The organism is Streptomyces sp. NPDC021115, from assembly GCF_044333065.1.
In the GTDB taxonomy this organism is placed as follows: Bacteria; Actinomycetota; Actinomycetes; order Streptomycetales; family Streptomycetaceae; genus Streptomyces.
Genome location: NZ_JBIRQF010000002.1, coordinates 287,943 through 303,032, shown reverse-complemented (window position 1 = coordinate 303,032; position 15,090 = coordinate 287,943). Strand labels below are relative to the sequence as shown.

Here is a 15,090-nt window from a genome sequence, read left to right as displayed (position 1 = left end):
GCCTCAGAGGTGTGGACACAGATAAGCGAGCGCGTCTGCGTCTGCTTCGTCTCATGATTCAACTCCGTACGTATGGATGCACTACCGCCCCCCTGGTCTTGCCACGCGCAGGAACGGATTACCTCTGGGTGAAAAGACACTGAGAAGGCGTCACCGAGTTTCGGCTCGCCTGGGCGAGGTTTAGGGGGAATTCATTCGAGTCCTGAGTCGACCAGTTGGCCGAATGTCTGCAGACTCGCGGTGTAGGTGCGCGTCACGCATTCCCACCCGATACACGTAAGTACGATGAGGATGAGAAGCGAGGGAATACCGACACGGCGGCCCCTACGACTTATTGACGCAGGAGCCGCCTCAATGTCAGCCGAACTTATCCACTTTCTTGCTCTTGACGACGGCCACCTGGGGGTTTTCCGGGACTGGGGCTCCCGGATCTCTCGCGGTGAGTTCTGCGGGCCATGAAGTCCCGGGATACAAGCCGACCACTTCGCTCTTCATGTGAACCGTCGCGTCGAATCCATGAGGGCCGGTAACACGGATGTCGACATCGTAGAACGCACGTCGATCGCCATGATTGGTGATTTTTACCGGCACGATCAGAGCGGATCCGCTGCGGACGGGCTTGAAGAGCGTCACGTCTCCCCGGGTCGTGACAGGGTGGCTGAAGTTCTCACTCTCCTTGCCGTCCCCCGGCGTGACCGGGACGCCGCTGGGGGCTGCTGCAGCCCGTTCCCGGCCCGCCTCCTCTTGCGCTCGCTGCATGGCCGTCTGGGGAGTGGGAGAGCCCTCCGCCGCTGATGCGGAAGGTTTGGGAGCGACCGTTGAAGAGGGTGAATTCGCGGCCATCGGTGCCCTCGAGGGCGGTGCGGTGGCAGCGCTTGAGTCATCCCCGTGGGCACCGCAAGCAGTGGTGAGAACGCCTGCTGACAACATCAGCACGGTGAGAGTGAGTGCCGAACCACGCCCTCCCGGCCGACGGCGCGTGAGGGCGGACTGTTGTGCCGATGTGTGCATGATTCCGTTCCACTGGTAGGAAGCGCAAGCGTGGCTGGAGGAGCCGGTTGCCGTGCGGTCACCGTACGGTTCCGGCTTGCGGAGGGACTCCCGGTTCCTCAGCCGCAGAAGGGACCACGGACCGCATCAATGATCGCCTTGCCGTTGCCGTTCTTCATGATTGCCGTGATCTGCGGACAGTTGTCCATACGTACCGGGCCGGCGTACTGGGTGAAGCTTCCCTCGTCGGTTTGACACCTGGGGTTGGAGGTCTTGTTCTCGCAGATCTTGAGCTTCATGTACCGGGCGCCGTCCTGGTTGTTGTCGAACAGCGTGCAGGCATAGTTATTCGGACCGGTACCCCCCTTGACGTAGATGAAGAGGGTCCCGTACCTCCGCTCGTCAGGCAGTCTCTCGGCGCTGTACAGCTCGTAGCCCGACCCACAGAGATTGGCCATTACTCGAACCGTCTGAGGTTTTTGTGCAGCGATCGTACGCGTGGCGGTGTCGGCCCTAGCCGAAACCTTGACGCCGGACTGCGGCGTGTCAGCGGCGACGGCTTGCGGGGCAATCAGCCCCAAGGCGGCGATAGAAGCGGCCGCAACAGCGGCGCGTAAACCAGACCTCCGGCCGGTGGTCATACGTGTCCCCTCCCATGAAGTGATGCGGAAACAGGGCTGCGCGAAGAGACGCCTGATTTACCCCCCGGTACAGACGCACCGCAGCCAAGGCGGGCCCGAGACTACGTATCGAACGAGGTTCCGAAAAGGAGGTTCCCGACGATCGGCCCCTCCGATTCACTCTTTTGGCTACCTACCGTCACGAATCTTGATCCGTCGAGCCGTGCTGCGCCAGGACACCTCGGTAAATGACGCCTAAATCTTCACCAACAGTCACATTGTGCTCTTCATCACAAACTGCACCACTTACAGTCAGGCATTATCTTCTATCTGATGTAGCACCAACCAATCCTGTGCAATGACTTGTCCTACTTTCGACAAAGTGCCGCAACTGCTTGTGCTGGTGCGCGCGGACGCCAACTCGACGCAGGTCGGTCATGCAACTTCCGCCCCCAGCTTGACTCTGGCGAGGCTCAGCCAGCTGGCTCACCATCTCCCTCTCGGACTGAGTAGCCTGAGCGAGTGGACTGGAGCGAACGGGCAGCCGGCGTGATCGTTGGCGCAGCGGTGGGCGACGCGCTGGGAGCCCCGTTCGAGTTCGGCGCCGCGGGAGTGTTCTCTGCCCGCTTCCCGGTAGGCGGCATCGGCGGCGAGATGTGCGGGGGAGGCGGCTGGGATCCGGGTGAGGCGACGGACGACACGCAGATGGCAGTCCTGGTCGCGGAGTCCTTGATCGAGCAGGGTGGCTTGGATCTGCCGGACATCTTCGCCCGCTTTCAGCGGTGGGCCGCGTCCGAGCCGAAGGACATCGGTCTGCAGACCGAGGACGTGCTCACCAACGGCATGCCCTGGGACTTGGCCGCCGCCATCCACTTCCAGGTCAACGTGCGGGCGGCGGGCAACGGATCGCTGATGCGGGCCTCCACGGCAGCGGTCTACTTCGCCCCTGACGGACAGCAGGCCACCTTGGAAGCGGCGCGGCGCATCGCTGCCCTCACCCATGGCGATCGCGCCGCGTGGGAAGGCACCGCTGTCTTCCACGAACTTCTGCGCCTCGCGCTCCACGGTGACGATCCTCTTGCCGCGCTCCCGGAGATCCTGGACCTGGTGCACCCCGATCACCGGGACCGGTACGCGGCCGTCCTCGGCCCCGGCTGGCACCCCGACCATGCCACCGAGTTCAACGGCGCCGTCTGGCCCTGTCTGGGCTCCGCCGTATGGGCGCTACGCGCCACCGACACGTTCGAGGAGGCGGTACGGGCCGCGATCGACCTCGGCGGCGATACCGACACCGTCGCCGCGGTCACCGGCGGCCTCGCAGGTGCCTGCTACGGGCTGGACACCATTCCCACCCGGTGGACCGAGCCACTTCACGTTCCTCTCCCAGGCTTCGGTAACCGGACACTGCGGCTACCAGAACTTCTCCACCTCGCTCACCGCCTCGTGACCTGACCCATCCGCGAGCTTGGCGAGCGCCAATGGGTGGTGTGCTTCGTGAAGTTGCTGGTCACGGGTCCGGGGTGAGTACAGGCATGGTCAAGAGCCAGTGGCGAGCCATCAGCGAGCCACCGGAGACTAGGGCAAGACAGCACGGGCCGGGTGCCGCCCAGCTCGCAGGGCGGCACCCGGTCATTGGCTGCAGGCGACTCTATTTGTCGTCGCCGGTGGAGGCCGTGGTGCTGAGTCGGTACGTGCGGGGGCGTTCGGTGACTTGTTCGGCGATGCTCTGCTTGGTCAGGGTGGTCAACGCGTTGGCGATGGCGCCCGAGCTCTTGTCGATGGCCCGGCTGATGCGGGTGGCGGTTCACGCCTCGTCGGGGTGGGCGGTCAGGTGGTCGATGACCATCTGACGCAGGGCGCCAGGGGCGAGGCGAACCTTGTGGCTGTTGGAGAGGGCGGTCGGTTGGGGGTTTTGCGGTTCTGCGGGCGGTTCGGCTTCCTCTGCCGCCGAGGGCTCAGGGGTGTGCACCGGGGTCGGTGAGTCGTCGGCTTCTGCCGCCTGCGCCGGTTCGTCCGGGGAGTCGGGCTGGAGGTCGTGCCTTCCCTGCGGGGCCTCGCCATCAGCAGCATCCCCGTCTTGCTTGTCGCCACCGGGTTCCGACGGCTCGGTCGTGTCAGTGATGTGCTCGGTTTCGGGACTGGACACGGTGGAGCTTGTGTCTTCTGCCGACGGCTCGTCAGCGTCAACCGTGTGCGGGGGCGTTCCGTCTTCAACGCTCGGAATCGCGTACCAGTAGTTCACCGGGCGTCCGTTGCCCTCGGGGACGGCGGTCTCACGGCGGGCGAGGCCGGTCTGTTCCAAGTGGCGCAGCGCTTTGGTCGTGGTGGATCGCCCGGCTCCGGCAGTGGTGGCGAGGATGGCGCTGCCGGTTTCCCGACCAGTACGCGCTCGCCAACCGCGTCCAGCATCCCCGCAACGTATACCTGCGTGAGAGCTGAGTCGTCCCACCCCTCGACGACTGGCTGGCCAAAGTGTTCCTCCCGCATCGTCTGGACGACACCATCGACCTCATGGCCACCGCGGCGGCCCCCGAACAAGAGACCGCAGCCGTTGCGGCTGCCCGTAAGGCGATCGCCGACTGCGACTCCAAGCTCGCCACCCACCGGGCCGCCCTCGAAGCAGGCGCCGACCCCGCCGTCGTCACCCAGTGGATCGCCGAGACCCAGGCCCGCCGGGTCAGGGCCGAAGCCGGGCTGCGATCGTCACCGAAGGGGGCGGGGGCCCGGATGTCTCGCGATGAGATCGCCCGGCTCGTCCGCTCGATCAAGGATCTGGCCGCTGTGGTGCGCCAGGCCGAGCCCGAGGACAAGGCCGAGATCTACCGGCACCTCGGAGTGCGGCTCACGTACGACTCCGGGAAACACAAAGTGCTGGCCGAGATGAGACTCGACCAGCACTCTCGCAAAGCCCGTGGGCCATCAGTACGTGTCCGAGGGGGGACTTGAACCCCCACGCCCGATAAAGGGCACTAGCACCTCAAGCTAGCGCGTCTGCCATTCCGCCACCCGGACAAGGTGTGCCCCGCGGTTCCCCGCGGCGACATGGACAACGATACCAAGGTTTTGGGGTGCGTTTCACCGGCGTATGCGTGGCGCCCGGGCCGGTGCCGACCTGCGGGGACGCGGGGGCGGGCGAGGCGTGGATACGGGGGATCACGGAGGGTGACGCGGGGCGGGGCGCGGGGTCTCGGCGACTTGATCGAACGATTGACGTACGGCCCCTGGACATCGATCGGCCGATGCGGGATAACGGGTTTCATACAGGATAACGTCGACTGTATGCAATCTACTGCGAGACCGCACCGACCCCTAACGAAGGGACGCGATTCGGCATGCCCGACGACAGCCAGGACCTCATCTCCGGCGGGCACTTGGTCGCCAAGGCGCTCAAAGCGGAGGGCGTTGACGTCATCTACACGCTCTGCGGCGGCCACATCATCGACATCTACGACGGGTGCGTCGACGAGGGCATCGATGTCGTCGACGTACGCCATGAACAGGTGGCCGCGCATGCCGCCGATGGGCATGCGCGGATCACCGGGAAGCCCGGGTGTGCGGTGGTCACCGCGGGGCCGGGGACCACCGATGCGGTGACCGGGGTGGCCAATGCCTTCCGGGCCGAGTCGCCCATGCTGCTGATCGGTGGGCAGGGGGCGCATACGCAGCACAAGATGGGGTCCCTCCAGGACCTCCCGCACGTCGACATGATGGCGCCGATCACGAAGTTCGCGGCGACCGTGCCGGATACGGCGCGGGCCGCGGACATGGTGTCGATGGCGTTCCGGGAGTGCTTCCACGGGGCGCCGGGGCCGTCGTTCCTGGAGATTCCGCGGGATGTGCTGGACGCCAAGGTGCCGGTGGAGAAGGCGCGGGTGCCGAAGGCGGGGGCGTATCGGGCGTCGACGCGGAGCGCGGGGGATCCGGAGGCGGTCGAGAAGCTGGCCGATCTGCTGGTGCACGCGGAGAAGCCGGCGATCCTGCTGGGGAGCCAGGTGTGGACGTGCCGGGCGACCGACGCGGCGACCGAGCTGGTGCGGACGCTGAACGTGCCCGCGTACATGAACGGGGCGGGGCGCGGCACGCTGCCGCCCGGGGATCCGCATCACTTCCAGCTGTCGCGCCGGTACGCGTTCTCCAACGCCGATCTGATCGTGATCGTCGGGACGCCGTTCGACTTCCGGATGGGGTACGGGAAGCGACTGTCGCCCGATGCGACGGTGGTCCAGATCGACCTGGATTACCGAACGGTCGGCAAGAATCGGGATATTGATCTCGGGATAGTGGGTGACAGTAGTCAGATTCTGTCAGCCGTCACCCAGGCGGCGTCCGGCCGGATCAACGGCGGGGCGGGCAAGCGCAAGGAGTGGCTGGACGAGCTGCGCGCGGCCGAGCAGACGGCGATCGAGAAGCGGCTGCCTCAGCTGCGGTCCGACGCCTCCCCCATTCATCCGTACCGCCTGGTCAGCGAGATCAATGACTTTCTGACCGAGGATTCCATCTATATCGGTGACGGGGGCGACATCGTCACGTTCTCGGGCCAGGTCGTGCAGCCCCGGACGCCCGGCCACTGGATGGACCCGGGGCCGCTGGGGACGCTCGGCGTCGGCGTGCCGTTCGTGATGGCCGCCAAGAAGGCCCGCCCCGACAAGGAGGTGGTGGCGCTCTTCGGTGACGGCGCGTTCTCGCTGACCGGCTGGGACTTCGAGACGCTGGTCCGCTTCGACCTGCCGTTCGTCGGCATCGTCGGCAACAACTCGTCGATGAACCAGATCCGTTACGGCCAGAAGGCCAAGTACGGGGACGCCCGCGAGCGGATCGGCAACACGCTCGGCGACGTTCCGTACGACCAGTTCGCGCGGATGCTGGGCGGCTACGGCGAGGAGGTGCGGGACCCGGCCGACATCGCGCCCGCGCTGCGGCGCGCCCGCGAGTCCGGCAAGCCGTCGCTCATCAACGTCTGGGTCGACCCGGACGCGTACGCCCCCGGAACGATGAACCAGACGATGTACAAGTAAGGGGCCGCCACCATGACCAAGGCTCTGGAGGGCGTCCGCGTCCTCGACATGACGCACGTACAGTCCGGTCCGTCCGCCACCCAGCTGCTCGCGTGGCTCGGCGCGGACGTCATCAAGCTGGAGTCCCCGACCGGTGACATCACGCGCAAGCAGCTGCGCGACCTCCCGGACGTCGACTCGCTCTACTTCACGATGCTCAACTGCAACAAGCGGAGCATCACCCTCAACACCAAGTCCGAGCGCGGCAAGGAGATCCTGACCGAGCTGATCCGCCGCAGCGACGTCATGGTGGAGAACTTCGGTCCTGGCGCGGTGGACCGGATGGGCTTCACCTGGGAGCGCATCCAGGAGATCAATCCGCGGATCGTGTACGCGTCGATCAAGGGGTTCGGCGAGGGGCCGTACACCAAGTTCAAGGCGTACGAGGTGGTCGCGCAGGCCATGGGCGGGTCGATGTCCACGACCGGTTTCGAGGACGGGCCGCCGCTGGCGACCGGCGCCCAGATCGGCGATTCGGGCACCGGCGTGCACTGTGTGGCGGGCATCCTGGCCGCGCTCTACCAGCGCACCCGCACCGGGCGCGGCCAGCGGGTGAACGTGGCGATGCAGCACGCGGTGCTCAATCTGTGCCGGGTCAAGCTGCGCGACCAGCAGCGGCTGACGCACGGCCCGCTCGCCGAGTACCCGAACGAGAGCTTCGGCGACGAGGTGCCGCGCAGCGGCAACGCGAGCGGCGGCGGGCAGCCCGGCTGGGCGGTCAAGTGCGCGCCCGGCGGCCCCAACGACTACGTGTACGTGATCGTGCAGCCGGTCGGCTGGGAGCCGATCACGCAGCTGATCGGGCGGCCCGAGCTGGCAGAGGATCCGGAGTGGGCGACGCCGGAGGCGCGGCTGCCGAAGCTGGCGAAGATGTTCCAGCTGATCGAGGAGTGGTCCAGCACGCTGCCCAAGTGGGCGGTGCTGGAGCAGCTGAACAGCCACAACATCCCGTGCGGGCCGATCCTGTCCACCAAGGAGATCGTCGAGGACGCGTCGCTGGCGGCGAACGAGATGGTCGTCCGCGTCGACCATCCGGAGCGCGGTGAGTTCACCACGGTCGGCTCCCCGCTCAAGCTCTCCGACTCCCCCGTCCAGGTCGACCGCTCGCCGCTGCTGGGCGAGCACAACGCGGACGTGTACGGCGAGCTGGGGATCGGCGACGACGAAGTGCGGCTGCTCAAGGCGAACGGGGTGATCTGACGGTGAGCACATACAACAAGGACGCCGTACGCGCGGTTCTGGACGCCGTACGCGCCGAGGGGCGCACCACGCTGACCGCGCCCGAGGGCAAGCGGATCACCGACGCGTACGGGATACCGACCCCGGCCGAGGGGCTGGCCGAGTCCGCTGACGAGGCGGTGGCGCTGGCCGACCGGATCGGCTTCCCCGTCGTCCTCAAGATCGTCTCCCCGGAGATCTCGCACAAGACGGACGCGGGCGGCGTCCGGGTGGGGCTGGGGTCGGCGGCCGAGGTGCGCGGCGCGTACACGGCGATCGTCGCGAACGCCCGCGCGTACGACCCGACGGCGCGCATCCTGGGCGTACAGGTGCAGCAGATGGTCCCGGGCGGCGGTCAGGAGGTGATCGTCGGCGCGGTCACCGATCCGACGTTCGGGAAGGTGGTCGCCTTCGGGCTCGGCGGGGTGCTGGTGGAGGTGCTGAAGGACATCACCTTCCGGCTGGCCCCGGCGAGCCGGGACGACGCGCTGTCGATGCTGGACGGCATCCGGGCCGCCGAGGTGCTGCGCGGGGTGCGCGGCGGGGAGCCGGTGGACCGGGACGCGCTCGCCGATCTGATCGTCCGGGTGTCGGACCTGGTCACGGACTTTCCCGAACTGACCGAGGTCGATCTCAACCCGGTGTTCGCGACCGCGAGCGGTGTGCTCGCCGCCGATGTACGGCTGCTGCTCGGCGACGCCGCGCCCTCGGCCCGCCGCCGCTACTCCCGCGAGGAGATCCTGAGCGCGATGCGGCGGCTGATGCGGCCGCGCTCGGTGACCGTGGTGGGCGCCTCCAACGAGCCGGGCAAGATCGGCAATTCGGTGATGCGCAACCTCATCGACGGCGGCTTCCCCGGCGAGATCCACCCGGTCAACCCGAAGGCCGACGACATCCTGGGCCGCAAGGCGTACGCGTCGGTGACGGACGTGCCGGGCGAGGTGGACGTGGCGGTCTTCGCGATCCCCGCGAAGTTCGTACCGGCCGCGCTGGAGGAGGTCGGCCGCAAGGGCATCCCGAACGCCGTGCTGATCCCGTCCGGCTTCGCCGAGACCGGCGAGCACGAGTTGCAGGACCGGATCGTGGCCATCGCCGAGGAGCACGGCGTGCGGCTGCTGGGGCCGAACATCTACGGCTACTACTCCACCTGGCAGGACCTGTGCGCCACGTTCTGCACCCCGTACGACGTCAAGGGCCCGGTGGCGCTCACCTCGCAGTCCGGCGGCATCGGGATGGCGATCCTGGGCTTCGCGCGGACGACGAAGACCGGCGTCTCGGCGATCGTCGGGCTCGGCAACAAGTCGGACGTGGACGAGGACGACCTGCTCACCTGGTTCGGCGAGGACCCGAACACCCAGTGCATCGCGATGCACCTGGAGGATCTGAAGGACGGCCGCGCGTTCGTGGAGGCGGCGCGCGCCACGGTGCCGCACAAGCCGGTGGTGGTGCTGAAGGCGGGCCGTACTGCGGCGGGCGCGCGGGCCGCCGGATCGCACACCGGCGCGCTGGCCGGGGACGACGCGGTGTACGACGACATCCTGCGGCAGGCCGGGGTGATCAGGGCGCCGGGGCTGAACGAGATGCTGGAGTACGCGCGGGCGCTGCCGGTGCTGCCCACGCCGAAGGGTGACAACGTCGTCGTCATCACCGGCGCCGGGGGCTCGGGCGTGCTGCTGTCGGACGCCATCGTGGACAACGGGCTGTCGCTGATGGAGATCCCGCCGGACCTGGACGCCGCGTTCCGCCGCTTCATCCCGCCGTTCGGCGCGGCCGGGAACCCGGTGGACATCACCGGCGGCGAGCCGCCCGCCACGTACGAGGCGACCATCCGGCTGGGCCTGGAGGATCCGCGTATCCACGCGCTCGTCCTCGGCTACTGGCACACCATCGTCACCCCGCCCATGGTGTTCGCCGAACTGACCGCGCGGGTCGTGGCGGAATTCCGGGAGCGCGGCATCGAGAAGCCGGTGGTGGCCTCGCTCGCGGGCGACACCGAGGTCGAGGAGGCCAGCCAGTACCTCTTCGAACGCGGCGTCGTCGCCTACCCGTACACCACGGAAAAGCCGGTGGCCGCGCTGGGCGCGAAATACCGCTGGGCGCGGTCGGCGGGGCTGCTCACGTAGACCGCACCCGCTCTCCGCAGCACGAAGCGTTGGAACAGGGGGCGCCGGCCGGGTCACTTCGAAGCCAAGGGGACGCACATGAGCACAGCGGAACAACCGGAAGGGATAGCTGTCTTCCGGGAAGTGCAAGACGGCAAGGGGCGCGTGTATCGCGTCGGCGAGACGGACCGCGACATTCTCGGCTTCGACCGGAAGCTGATGGTGTATCTGCCGTGGATCGCCATGATGGCGATCAGCGTGTCCGAGTACGCGTACGGGTCGGCCGAGGACACGCTCTCGGAGGCGCACGGCTGGACCCAGAGCAACACCTTCTGGATCCTCAGCGTCTGGGTCTTCTTCCAGGCGGGAATCGCCTTTCCGGCGGGCTGGCTGCGGGAAAAGGGCATTCTGACCGCACGCCGGGCGATGCTGGCCGGGGCGGGGCTCTGCCTCATCGGCTTCCTCGCCTTATCGCATCTGGACGACGTCTTCGCCGCGATCTGCGGCTTCGGCGTGATCGGCGGGCTCGGCTCCGGGCTCGTCTACGCCACCTGCATCAACATGGTCGGCAAGTGGTTCCCGGAGCGGCGCGGGGCGAAGACCGGCTTTGTGAACGGCGGCTTCGCCTATGGCTCGCTGCCCTTCATCTTCATCTTCAACTACTGGTTCGACACCGGCAATTACCATGAGGTGCTGGACTTCATCGGCGTCTATGTGCTGGCCGTCGTCGCGATCTGCGGCTGGTTCTTCAAGGACCCGCCCAAGAACTGGTGGCCCGCGCACATCGATCCGCTCACCTTCGGCGGCAACGCCAAGAGCGCGCGGAGCCTGGCGAAGAATCCGCCCGCGGTGCGTCAGTACACCCCCAAGGAGGCCATCAGGACGGGCATGCTGCCCCTGATGTGGCTATCGCTCGTCCTGACCGCCGGGGTATCCATCTTCGGCATCTCCTTCCAGGTCGACTACGCCAAGGAAGTGGGATTCGGCCCGCTGGTCGCGGCCTCCTCGATGGGCATCATGTCCGTCATCAACGGTATCGGCCGCGGGCTGGTGGGGTGGCTCTCGGACTTCTGGGGACGCAAGACGACCCTGATATTCGTCATCGTGGTGCTGGGCCTCGCCCAGTTCGGGGTGATCTGGGCGGGCAACGTCCGCAGCGAATGGCTGTTCCTGTTCTTCGCCTTCCTCTCCGGCTTCGGCGGCGGCGCGTTCTACCCGATGTTCGCGGCGCTCACCCCGGACTATTTCGGCGAGAACTACAACGCCACCAACTACGGCCTGGTGTACAGCGGGAAGCTCATCAGCGGGCTGTTCGGCGGCGGGCTCGGCTCGATGGTCGTCGACGACTGGGGCTACGACGGGGCGTACGCGCTCGCCGGTGGCATCTCCATGCTCGCGGCCGCGGTCGCCCTGCTGCTGCGGCAGCCGGGCCGGCCGCGGGTCCGGGACATCGCCCCGAACCCGCGGCCGATCAGCCGCGAAGCGGTGTGAATCACCAGGGTGCTCAGTCGCCGCAGCGCCCCGTGCGCAGGTAGCGGGCCGAGCGGCGGGCGGTGGTGAGCGAGTCGGCCGGGTTGTCGTGCTCCACCATCCACTGGTGGTTCCGGCCCCCGTGGGTCCTGCCGACCCTGCCGAGGAACCGTACGTAGTCGATGTCACCGTCCCCGACGTCCACCATCCGGTAGCCGTCGGGGACGGTTTCGTCGCGCTCGCCGTCCTTGACGTGGAACAGCGGATAGCGGTTCGGGGCGCGCAGTACGTAGTCGAGCGGTTCGAAGGGCGCCGGGGTGCCGTCGGCCCGCTTGCCGAAGCGGTGCTGGGCGACGTACGCCCAGTAGATGTCCATCTCCAGGTGGACCAGCTCCGGATCGGTCTCGGCGAGCAGCACGTCGTACAGGCGGACGTCCGGCTTGTCGGTGGCGAAGGAGAACTCCTCGGCGTGGTTGTGCTGGTAGAACTTCATCCCGCGCGCCTTCGCGGCCGCGCCATAGGTGTTGAAGTCCTCGGCGCAGCGCTTCCAGCCGTCGACCGTCGTGCCGTAGCGCCATGGCCCGGAGGCGGTGCCGACGTGCGGCAGGCCGAGGGCCTGCGCGTCGTCCAGCACCTGGGTGAGGTTGGTGGCGAAGGTGTACGCCTTCGGGTCGTCGGAGTAGTAGCCGACGTGGCTGCCGATGCCGCGCAGCCCGTTGTCCCGCAGCAGCCGCTTGAGCTGCTTGAGGGTGATGGCACCCGCCGACCCTTGGGTGTATCCGGCGAACTCCACCTGGTCGTAGCCGTACTCCGCCAGCTCCTCGAAGACCCGGGCGAAGCCGATGGACTGCACCTGGTCGCGGAGGGTGTAGAGCTGGATGCCGAGGTGGCCGCGCGGGACGATCGGACCGCGCTTCCCGCTCGTGGTGGCCTGTGCGGGGGTGGTGCCGAGCAGGGTGGCGGCGGTGGCTCCGGCGGCGACGCCGAGGAAGCCGCGGCGGCGGAGGGTCGCGGCGAGTTCCGGGTGCTGGGCGCTCTTCACGTGCGTGTCTCCTGTCGGTTGGGGTCCAGTCCGGCGAGGCGGAGGAGCAGCGATTTGACGTCGGTGGCGGCCACCCGGCCGGACACGGCGTCCGGCCGGGAGCAGATGAGCACGGGCCCGTCCTCGTCGCGGTCCGGCAGCCGTCCGTGGCTGCCGCGCACCGGGGACGGATCGAGCGGGACGACGGCCATCCGGTAGCGCATCCCGAGCTTCTTGCGGGCCAGCGCGGTGGCCGCCTTCACGCGCACATACGGGTCGACGGGGTCGAGGAACAGCTCGGCCGGGTCGTAGCCGGGCTTGCGGTGGATGTCCACCAGCTGGGCGAAGTCGGGCGCGCGGGCGTCGTCCAGCCAGTAGTAGTACGTGAACCAGGCGTCGGGAGCCGCCACCGCGACCAGTTCCCCGGCGCGGGGGTGGTCGAGGCCGTGCGCCTTCTTCCCCTCGTCGTCGAGGAGTTCGGCGAGCCCGGGCAGGTCGGCGAGGGCGGCCCGGGTGGCGGCCAGGTCCTCGGCGCGGCGTACGTAGACGTGGGCGAGCTGGTGGTCGGCGACGGCGAAGGCGCGGGAGGCGCCCGGGTCCAGGTACTCCATGCCGTCCTGGGTGTGCACCTCCAGCAGCCCGGCGCGGCGCAGCGCCCGGTTGATGTCCACGGGACGGGACACGCGGGTGATGCCGTACTCGGACAGCGCCACGACGGTACGGCCCCGGGCCCGCGCGTCGTCCAGCAGCGGGCCGAGCGCGGTGTCGAGGGCGGCCGCGGCGGCGTGCGCTCGGGGGTCGTCGGGGCCGTAGCGCTGGAGGTCGTAGTCGAGGTGCGGGAGGTAGCTGAGGGTGAGGTCGGTGGGGTGGTGGCGCAGGATGTGGCGGGTCGCGTCGATGATCCACCGGGTGGACACCAGATCGGCCCCCGGGCCCCAGAAGTGGAACAGGGGGAAGGTGCCGTGGGCGGCGGTGAGTTCGTCGTGCAGGGCGGGCGGCCGGGTGTAGCAGTCGGGCTCCTTGCGGCCGTCGGCGTAGTAGACGGGGCGCGGGGTGACGGTGATGTCGGTGTCCGCGCCCATCGCGTACCACCAGCAGATGTTGGCGACCGTGTAGCCGGGGTGGGCGCGGCGGGCCGCGTCCCACAGCTTGTCGCCGCCGACCAGGCCGTTGTGCTGCCGCCACAGCAGGACGTGGCCCTGCTCGCGGAAGTACCAGCCGTTGCCGACGATGCCGTGCTCGGCGGGGGTCGCGCCGGTGAGGAACGTCGACTGGGCGGCGCAGGTGACGGCGGGCAGCACGGTGCCGAGCGGGGCGTACGAGCCGGAGTCGGCCAGGGCGCGCAGCTGGGGCATGTGGGCGAGCAGGCGCGGGGTGAGGCCGACGACGTCGAGGACGAGGAGGGGCTCGGGGGCCGACGTGGGGCTCATGGCAGCTCCTTGAGGCCGAGGTCGGTCAGCAGGTCGCGGGCGAGGGCGAGTTCGGCGGCGATGCCGTCGGCCAGCCGGTCGCGGTTGCGGGGCCGCAGCTCGGGCGGCAGCGCCTGCCAGGTGTACGTCTCGACCTCCAGGTGGCGGGTGAGCGGCGCCGGGCCGCCGACCAGCCGGGCGAGGGTGTCGGTGAGGACGGGCAGGGTGGAGGTCAGCGGCGGCTCGGGCGGGGCGTGCAGCGGTACGTGGAAGTGGGAGCGCCAGGGGGCGGCGGTGTCGAGCCCGCCCGGGGCGAGGGCCTGGTCGAGGTCGTCGGTGCCGCGGATGCCGTGGGCGGGCGTGTGGGTGCGGGTCTGGTGGAGGAAGCGCGGCTCGGCGAAGGCGGCGAGTGCGGTGCGTACGTCGGGGCGGTGCGGCTCCTCGGCGTGCAGGGCGGCCGAGAGCTGCGCCTTGACGATGGGCACACCGGCCGCGGTGAGGGCGGCGGTGGCGGTGTCCGGGTCCTCGAACTGCGTGGCGAGATGGCAGGTGTCCAGGCACAGGCCGATGCGTCGGCGGGGGGTGCCCTCGGGGAGCGCGGTCAGCGCGTCGATGGCCTGGGCGGTGGTCTCCACGGTGCAGCCCGGCTCGGGTTCCAGGCCGATGCGGATCGACCGGCCGGTGAGGTCCTGGAGCGCGTCGAGCCGCGTGGCGAGCGTGGTGAGGTGGGCCAGGGCGGCCCCGCGCCGCGCGGGACCGAACGGGGTGCGCCAGGCGAGCGGCAGGGTCGAGACGCTGCCCTCGGTGACGTCGTCCGGGAGCAGGGCGGCCAGCAGCCGGGCGAGGTGGCCGGTGTGCGTCAGCCGCTCGGTCTCCGTCCAGTCCGGCCGGTACACCCGGTACTTGACCTCCTGGGCGCCGAACCCCTCGTACGGGAAGCCGTTGAGGGTGACGACCTCCAGGCCGCGCCGGTCGAGTTCGGTGCGCAGGCGGCGGAGCGCGGCCGGGTCTGCGGTCAGGGTGCGGGCGGCGTCGCGGGCCAGCCACAGGCCGATGCCGAGCCGGTCGCGGCCCAGGCGGCGGCGCACCGGCTCGCAGTGGTGGCGGAGCTGGTCCACGACGCCGTCGAGGTCTTCGGCGGGGTGGACGTTGGTGCAGTAGGCCAGGTGGACGGTGGAGCCGTCGGGGTGGCGGAAGCGCATGGGG

The 15,090-nt window shown here is 68.9% G+C and carries 12 protein-coding genes and 1 tRNA gene; 6 read left to right on the top strand and 7 right to left on the bottom strand.

Annotated elements, in window-relative coordinates:
• Window positions 1–357 precede the first annotated feature (357 nt).
• Together ACH4TL_RS07080 and ACH4TL_RS07075 are read right to left on the bottom strand one after the other, a co-directional pair.
• Window positions 358–633 (bottom strand): hypothetical protein, encoded by a 276-nt coding sequence (locus ACH4TL_RS07080; protein ID WP_398310673.1) that lies wholly within the window; start codon window positions 631–633, stop codon window positions 358–360.
• 476 nt (window positions 634–1,109) lie between these two features.
• Entirely contained in the window at window positions 1,110–1,631 is a 522-nt protein-coding gene (locus ACH4TL_RS07075) for a hypothetical protein (protein WP_398310676.1), read from the bottom strand.
• A gap of 501 nt (window positions 1,632–2,132) precedes the next feature.
• Between ACH4TL_RS07075 and ACH4TL_RS07070 the strand changes: the two genes are divergently transcribed.
• Window positions 2,133–3,062: an ADP-ribosylglycohydrolase family protein gene (locus tag ACH4TL_RS07070; protein WP_398310679.1), complete on the top strand. Its 930-nt coding sequence runs from the start codon at window positions 2,133–2,135 to the stop codon at window positions 3,060–3,062.
• A gap of 352 nt (window positions 3,063–3,414) precedes the next feature.
• On the opposite strand, the gene ACH4TL_RS07065 is transcribed toward ACH4TL_RS07070, so the two are convergent.
• On the bottom strand, window positions 3,415–3,912 hold the full coding sequence (locus ACH4TL_RS07065; RefSeq protein ID WP_398310682.1) for a hypothetical protein: 498 nt from the start codon (window positions 3,910–3,912) through the stop codon (window positions 3,415–3,417).
• A 170-nt stretch (window positions 3,913–4,082) separates the two neighbouring features.
• Here ACH4TL_RS07065 and ACH4TL_RS07060 point away from each other — a divergent pair, with 170 nt between their 5' ends.
• Window positions 4,083–4,556 (top strand): hypothetical protein, encoded by a 474-nt coding sequence (locus ACH4TL_RS07060; protein ID WP_398310685.1) that lies wholly within the window; start codon window positions 4,083–4,085, stop codon window positions 4,554–4,556.
• Here the strand turns inward: ACH4TL_RS07060 and ACH4TL_RS07055 are convergent.
• A tRNA-Leu gene (locus ACH4TL_RS07055) sits at window positions 4,538–4,622 on the bottom strand. The genes ACH4TL_RS07060 and ACH4TL_RS07055 overlap by 19 nt on opposite strands.
• Window positions 4,623–4,942: 320 nt before the next feature.
• Here ACH4TL_RS07055 and ACH4TL_RS07050 point away from each other — a divergent pair.
• From ACH4TL_RS07050 to ACH4TL_RS07035, 4 genes are all read left to right on the top strand, one after another.
• The gene (locus ACH4TL_RS07050) at window positions 4,943–6,625 is read left to right on the top strand and encodes a thiamine pyrophosphate-binding protein (protein WP_398310688.1); all 1,683 of its coding nucleotides are present in this window, start codon (window positions 4,943–4,945) and stop codon (window positions 6,623–6,625) included.
• A 12-nt stretch (window positions 6,626–6,637) separates the two neighbouring features.
• Entirely contained in the window at window positions 6,638–7,864 is a 1,227-nt protein-coding gene (frc, locus tag ACH4TL_RS07045) for a formyl-CoA transferase (protein WP_398310691.1), read from the top strand.
• Between the two features lie 2 nt (window positions 7,865–7,866).
• Complete coding sequence (locus tag ACH4TL_RS07040; RefSeq protein ID WP_398310694.1) at window positions 7,867–10,005, top strand: acetate--CoA ligase family protein; 2,139 nt, start codon at window positions 7,867–7,869, stop codon at window positions 10,003–10,005.
• 78 nt (window positions 10,006–10,083) lie between these two features.
• Window positions 10,084–11,475 (top strand): OFA family MFS transporter, encoded by a 1,392-nt coding sequence (locus ACH4TL_RS07035; protein WP_398310697.1) that lies wholly within the window; start codon window positions 10,084–10,086, stop codon window positions 11,473–11,475.
• Between the two features lie 13 nt (window positions 11,476–11,488).
• Here ACH4TL_RS07035 and ACH4TL_RS07030 read toward each other — a convergent pair whose 3' ends face one another.
• The 3 genes from ACH4TL_RS07030 to eboE are packed head-to-tail and all read right to left on the bottom strand — an operon-like array spanning window position 11,489 to window position 15,086.
• A complete protein-coding gene (locus ACH4TL_RS07030) occupies window positions 11,489–12,496 on the bottom strand; it encodes a sugar phosphate isomerase/epimerase family protein (protein WP_398310700.1) in 1,008 nt (335 codons plus the stop codon).
• Entirely contained in the window at window positions 12,493–13,905 is a 1,413-nt protein-coding gene (locus ACH4TL_RS07025) for a nucleotide pyrophosphatase/phosphodiesterase family protein (RefSeq protein ID WP_398310703.1), read from the bottom strand. Before ACH4TL_RS07025 ends, ACH4TL_RS07030 begins: the two co-directional genes overlap by 4 nt.
• A complete protein-coding gene (gene eboE / locus ACH4TL_RS07020; protein ID WP_398310706.1) occupies window positions 13,902–15,086 on the bottom strand; it encodes a metabolite traffic protein EboE in 1,185 nt (394 codons plus the stop codon). Before eboE ends, ACH4TL_RS07025 begins: the two co-directional genes overlap by 4 nt.
• Between the last annotated feature and the right edge of the window lie 4 nt (window positions 15,087–15,090).

Bases quoted from the DNA above. Each gene is read 5' to 3' on its own strand.
- ACH4TL_RS07075 (WP_398310676.1), bottom strand. From the start codon at position 1,631: ATGACCACCGGCCGGAGGTCTGGTTTACGCGCCGCTGTTGCGGCCGCT.
- ACH4TL_RS07050 (WP_398310688.1), top strand. From the start codon at position 4,943: ATGCCCGACGACAGCCAGGACCTCATCTCCGGCGGGCACTTGGTCGCC.
- frc (WP_398310691.1), top strand. From the start codon at position 6,638: ATGACCAAGGCTCTGGAGGGCGTCCGCGTCCTCGACATGACGCACGTA.
- ACH4TL_RS07035 (WP_398310697.1), top strand. From the start codon at position 10,084: ATGAGCACAGCGGAACAACCGGAAGGGATAGCTGTCTTCCGGGAAGTG.
- ACH4TL_RS07025 (WP_398310703.1), bottom strand. From the start codon at position 13,905: ATGAGCCCCACGTCGGCCCCCGAGCCCCTCCTCGTCCTCGACGTCGTC.
- eboE (WP_398310706.1), bottom strand. From the start codon at position 15,086: ATGCGCTTCCGCCACCCCGACGGCTCCACCGTCCACCTGGCCTACTGC.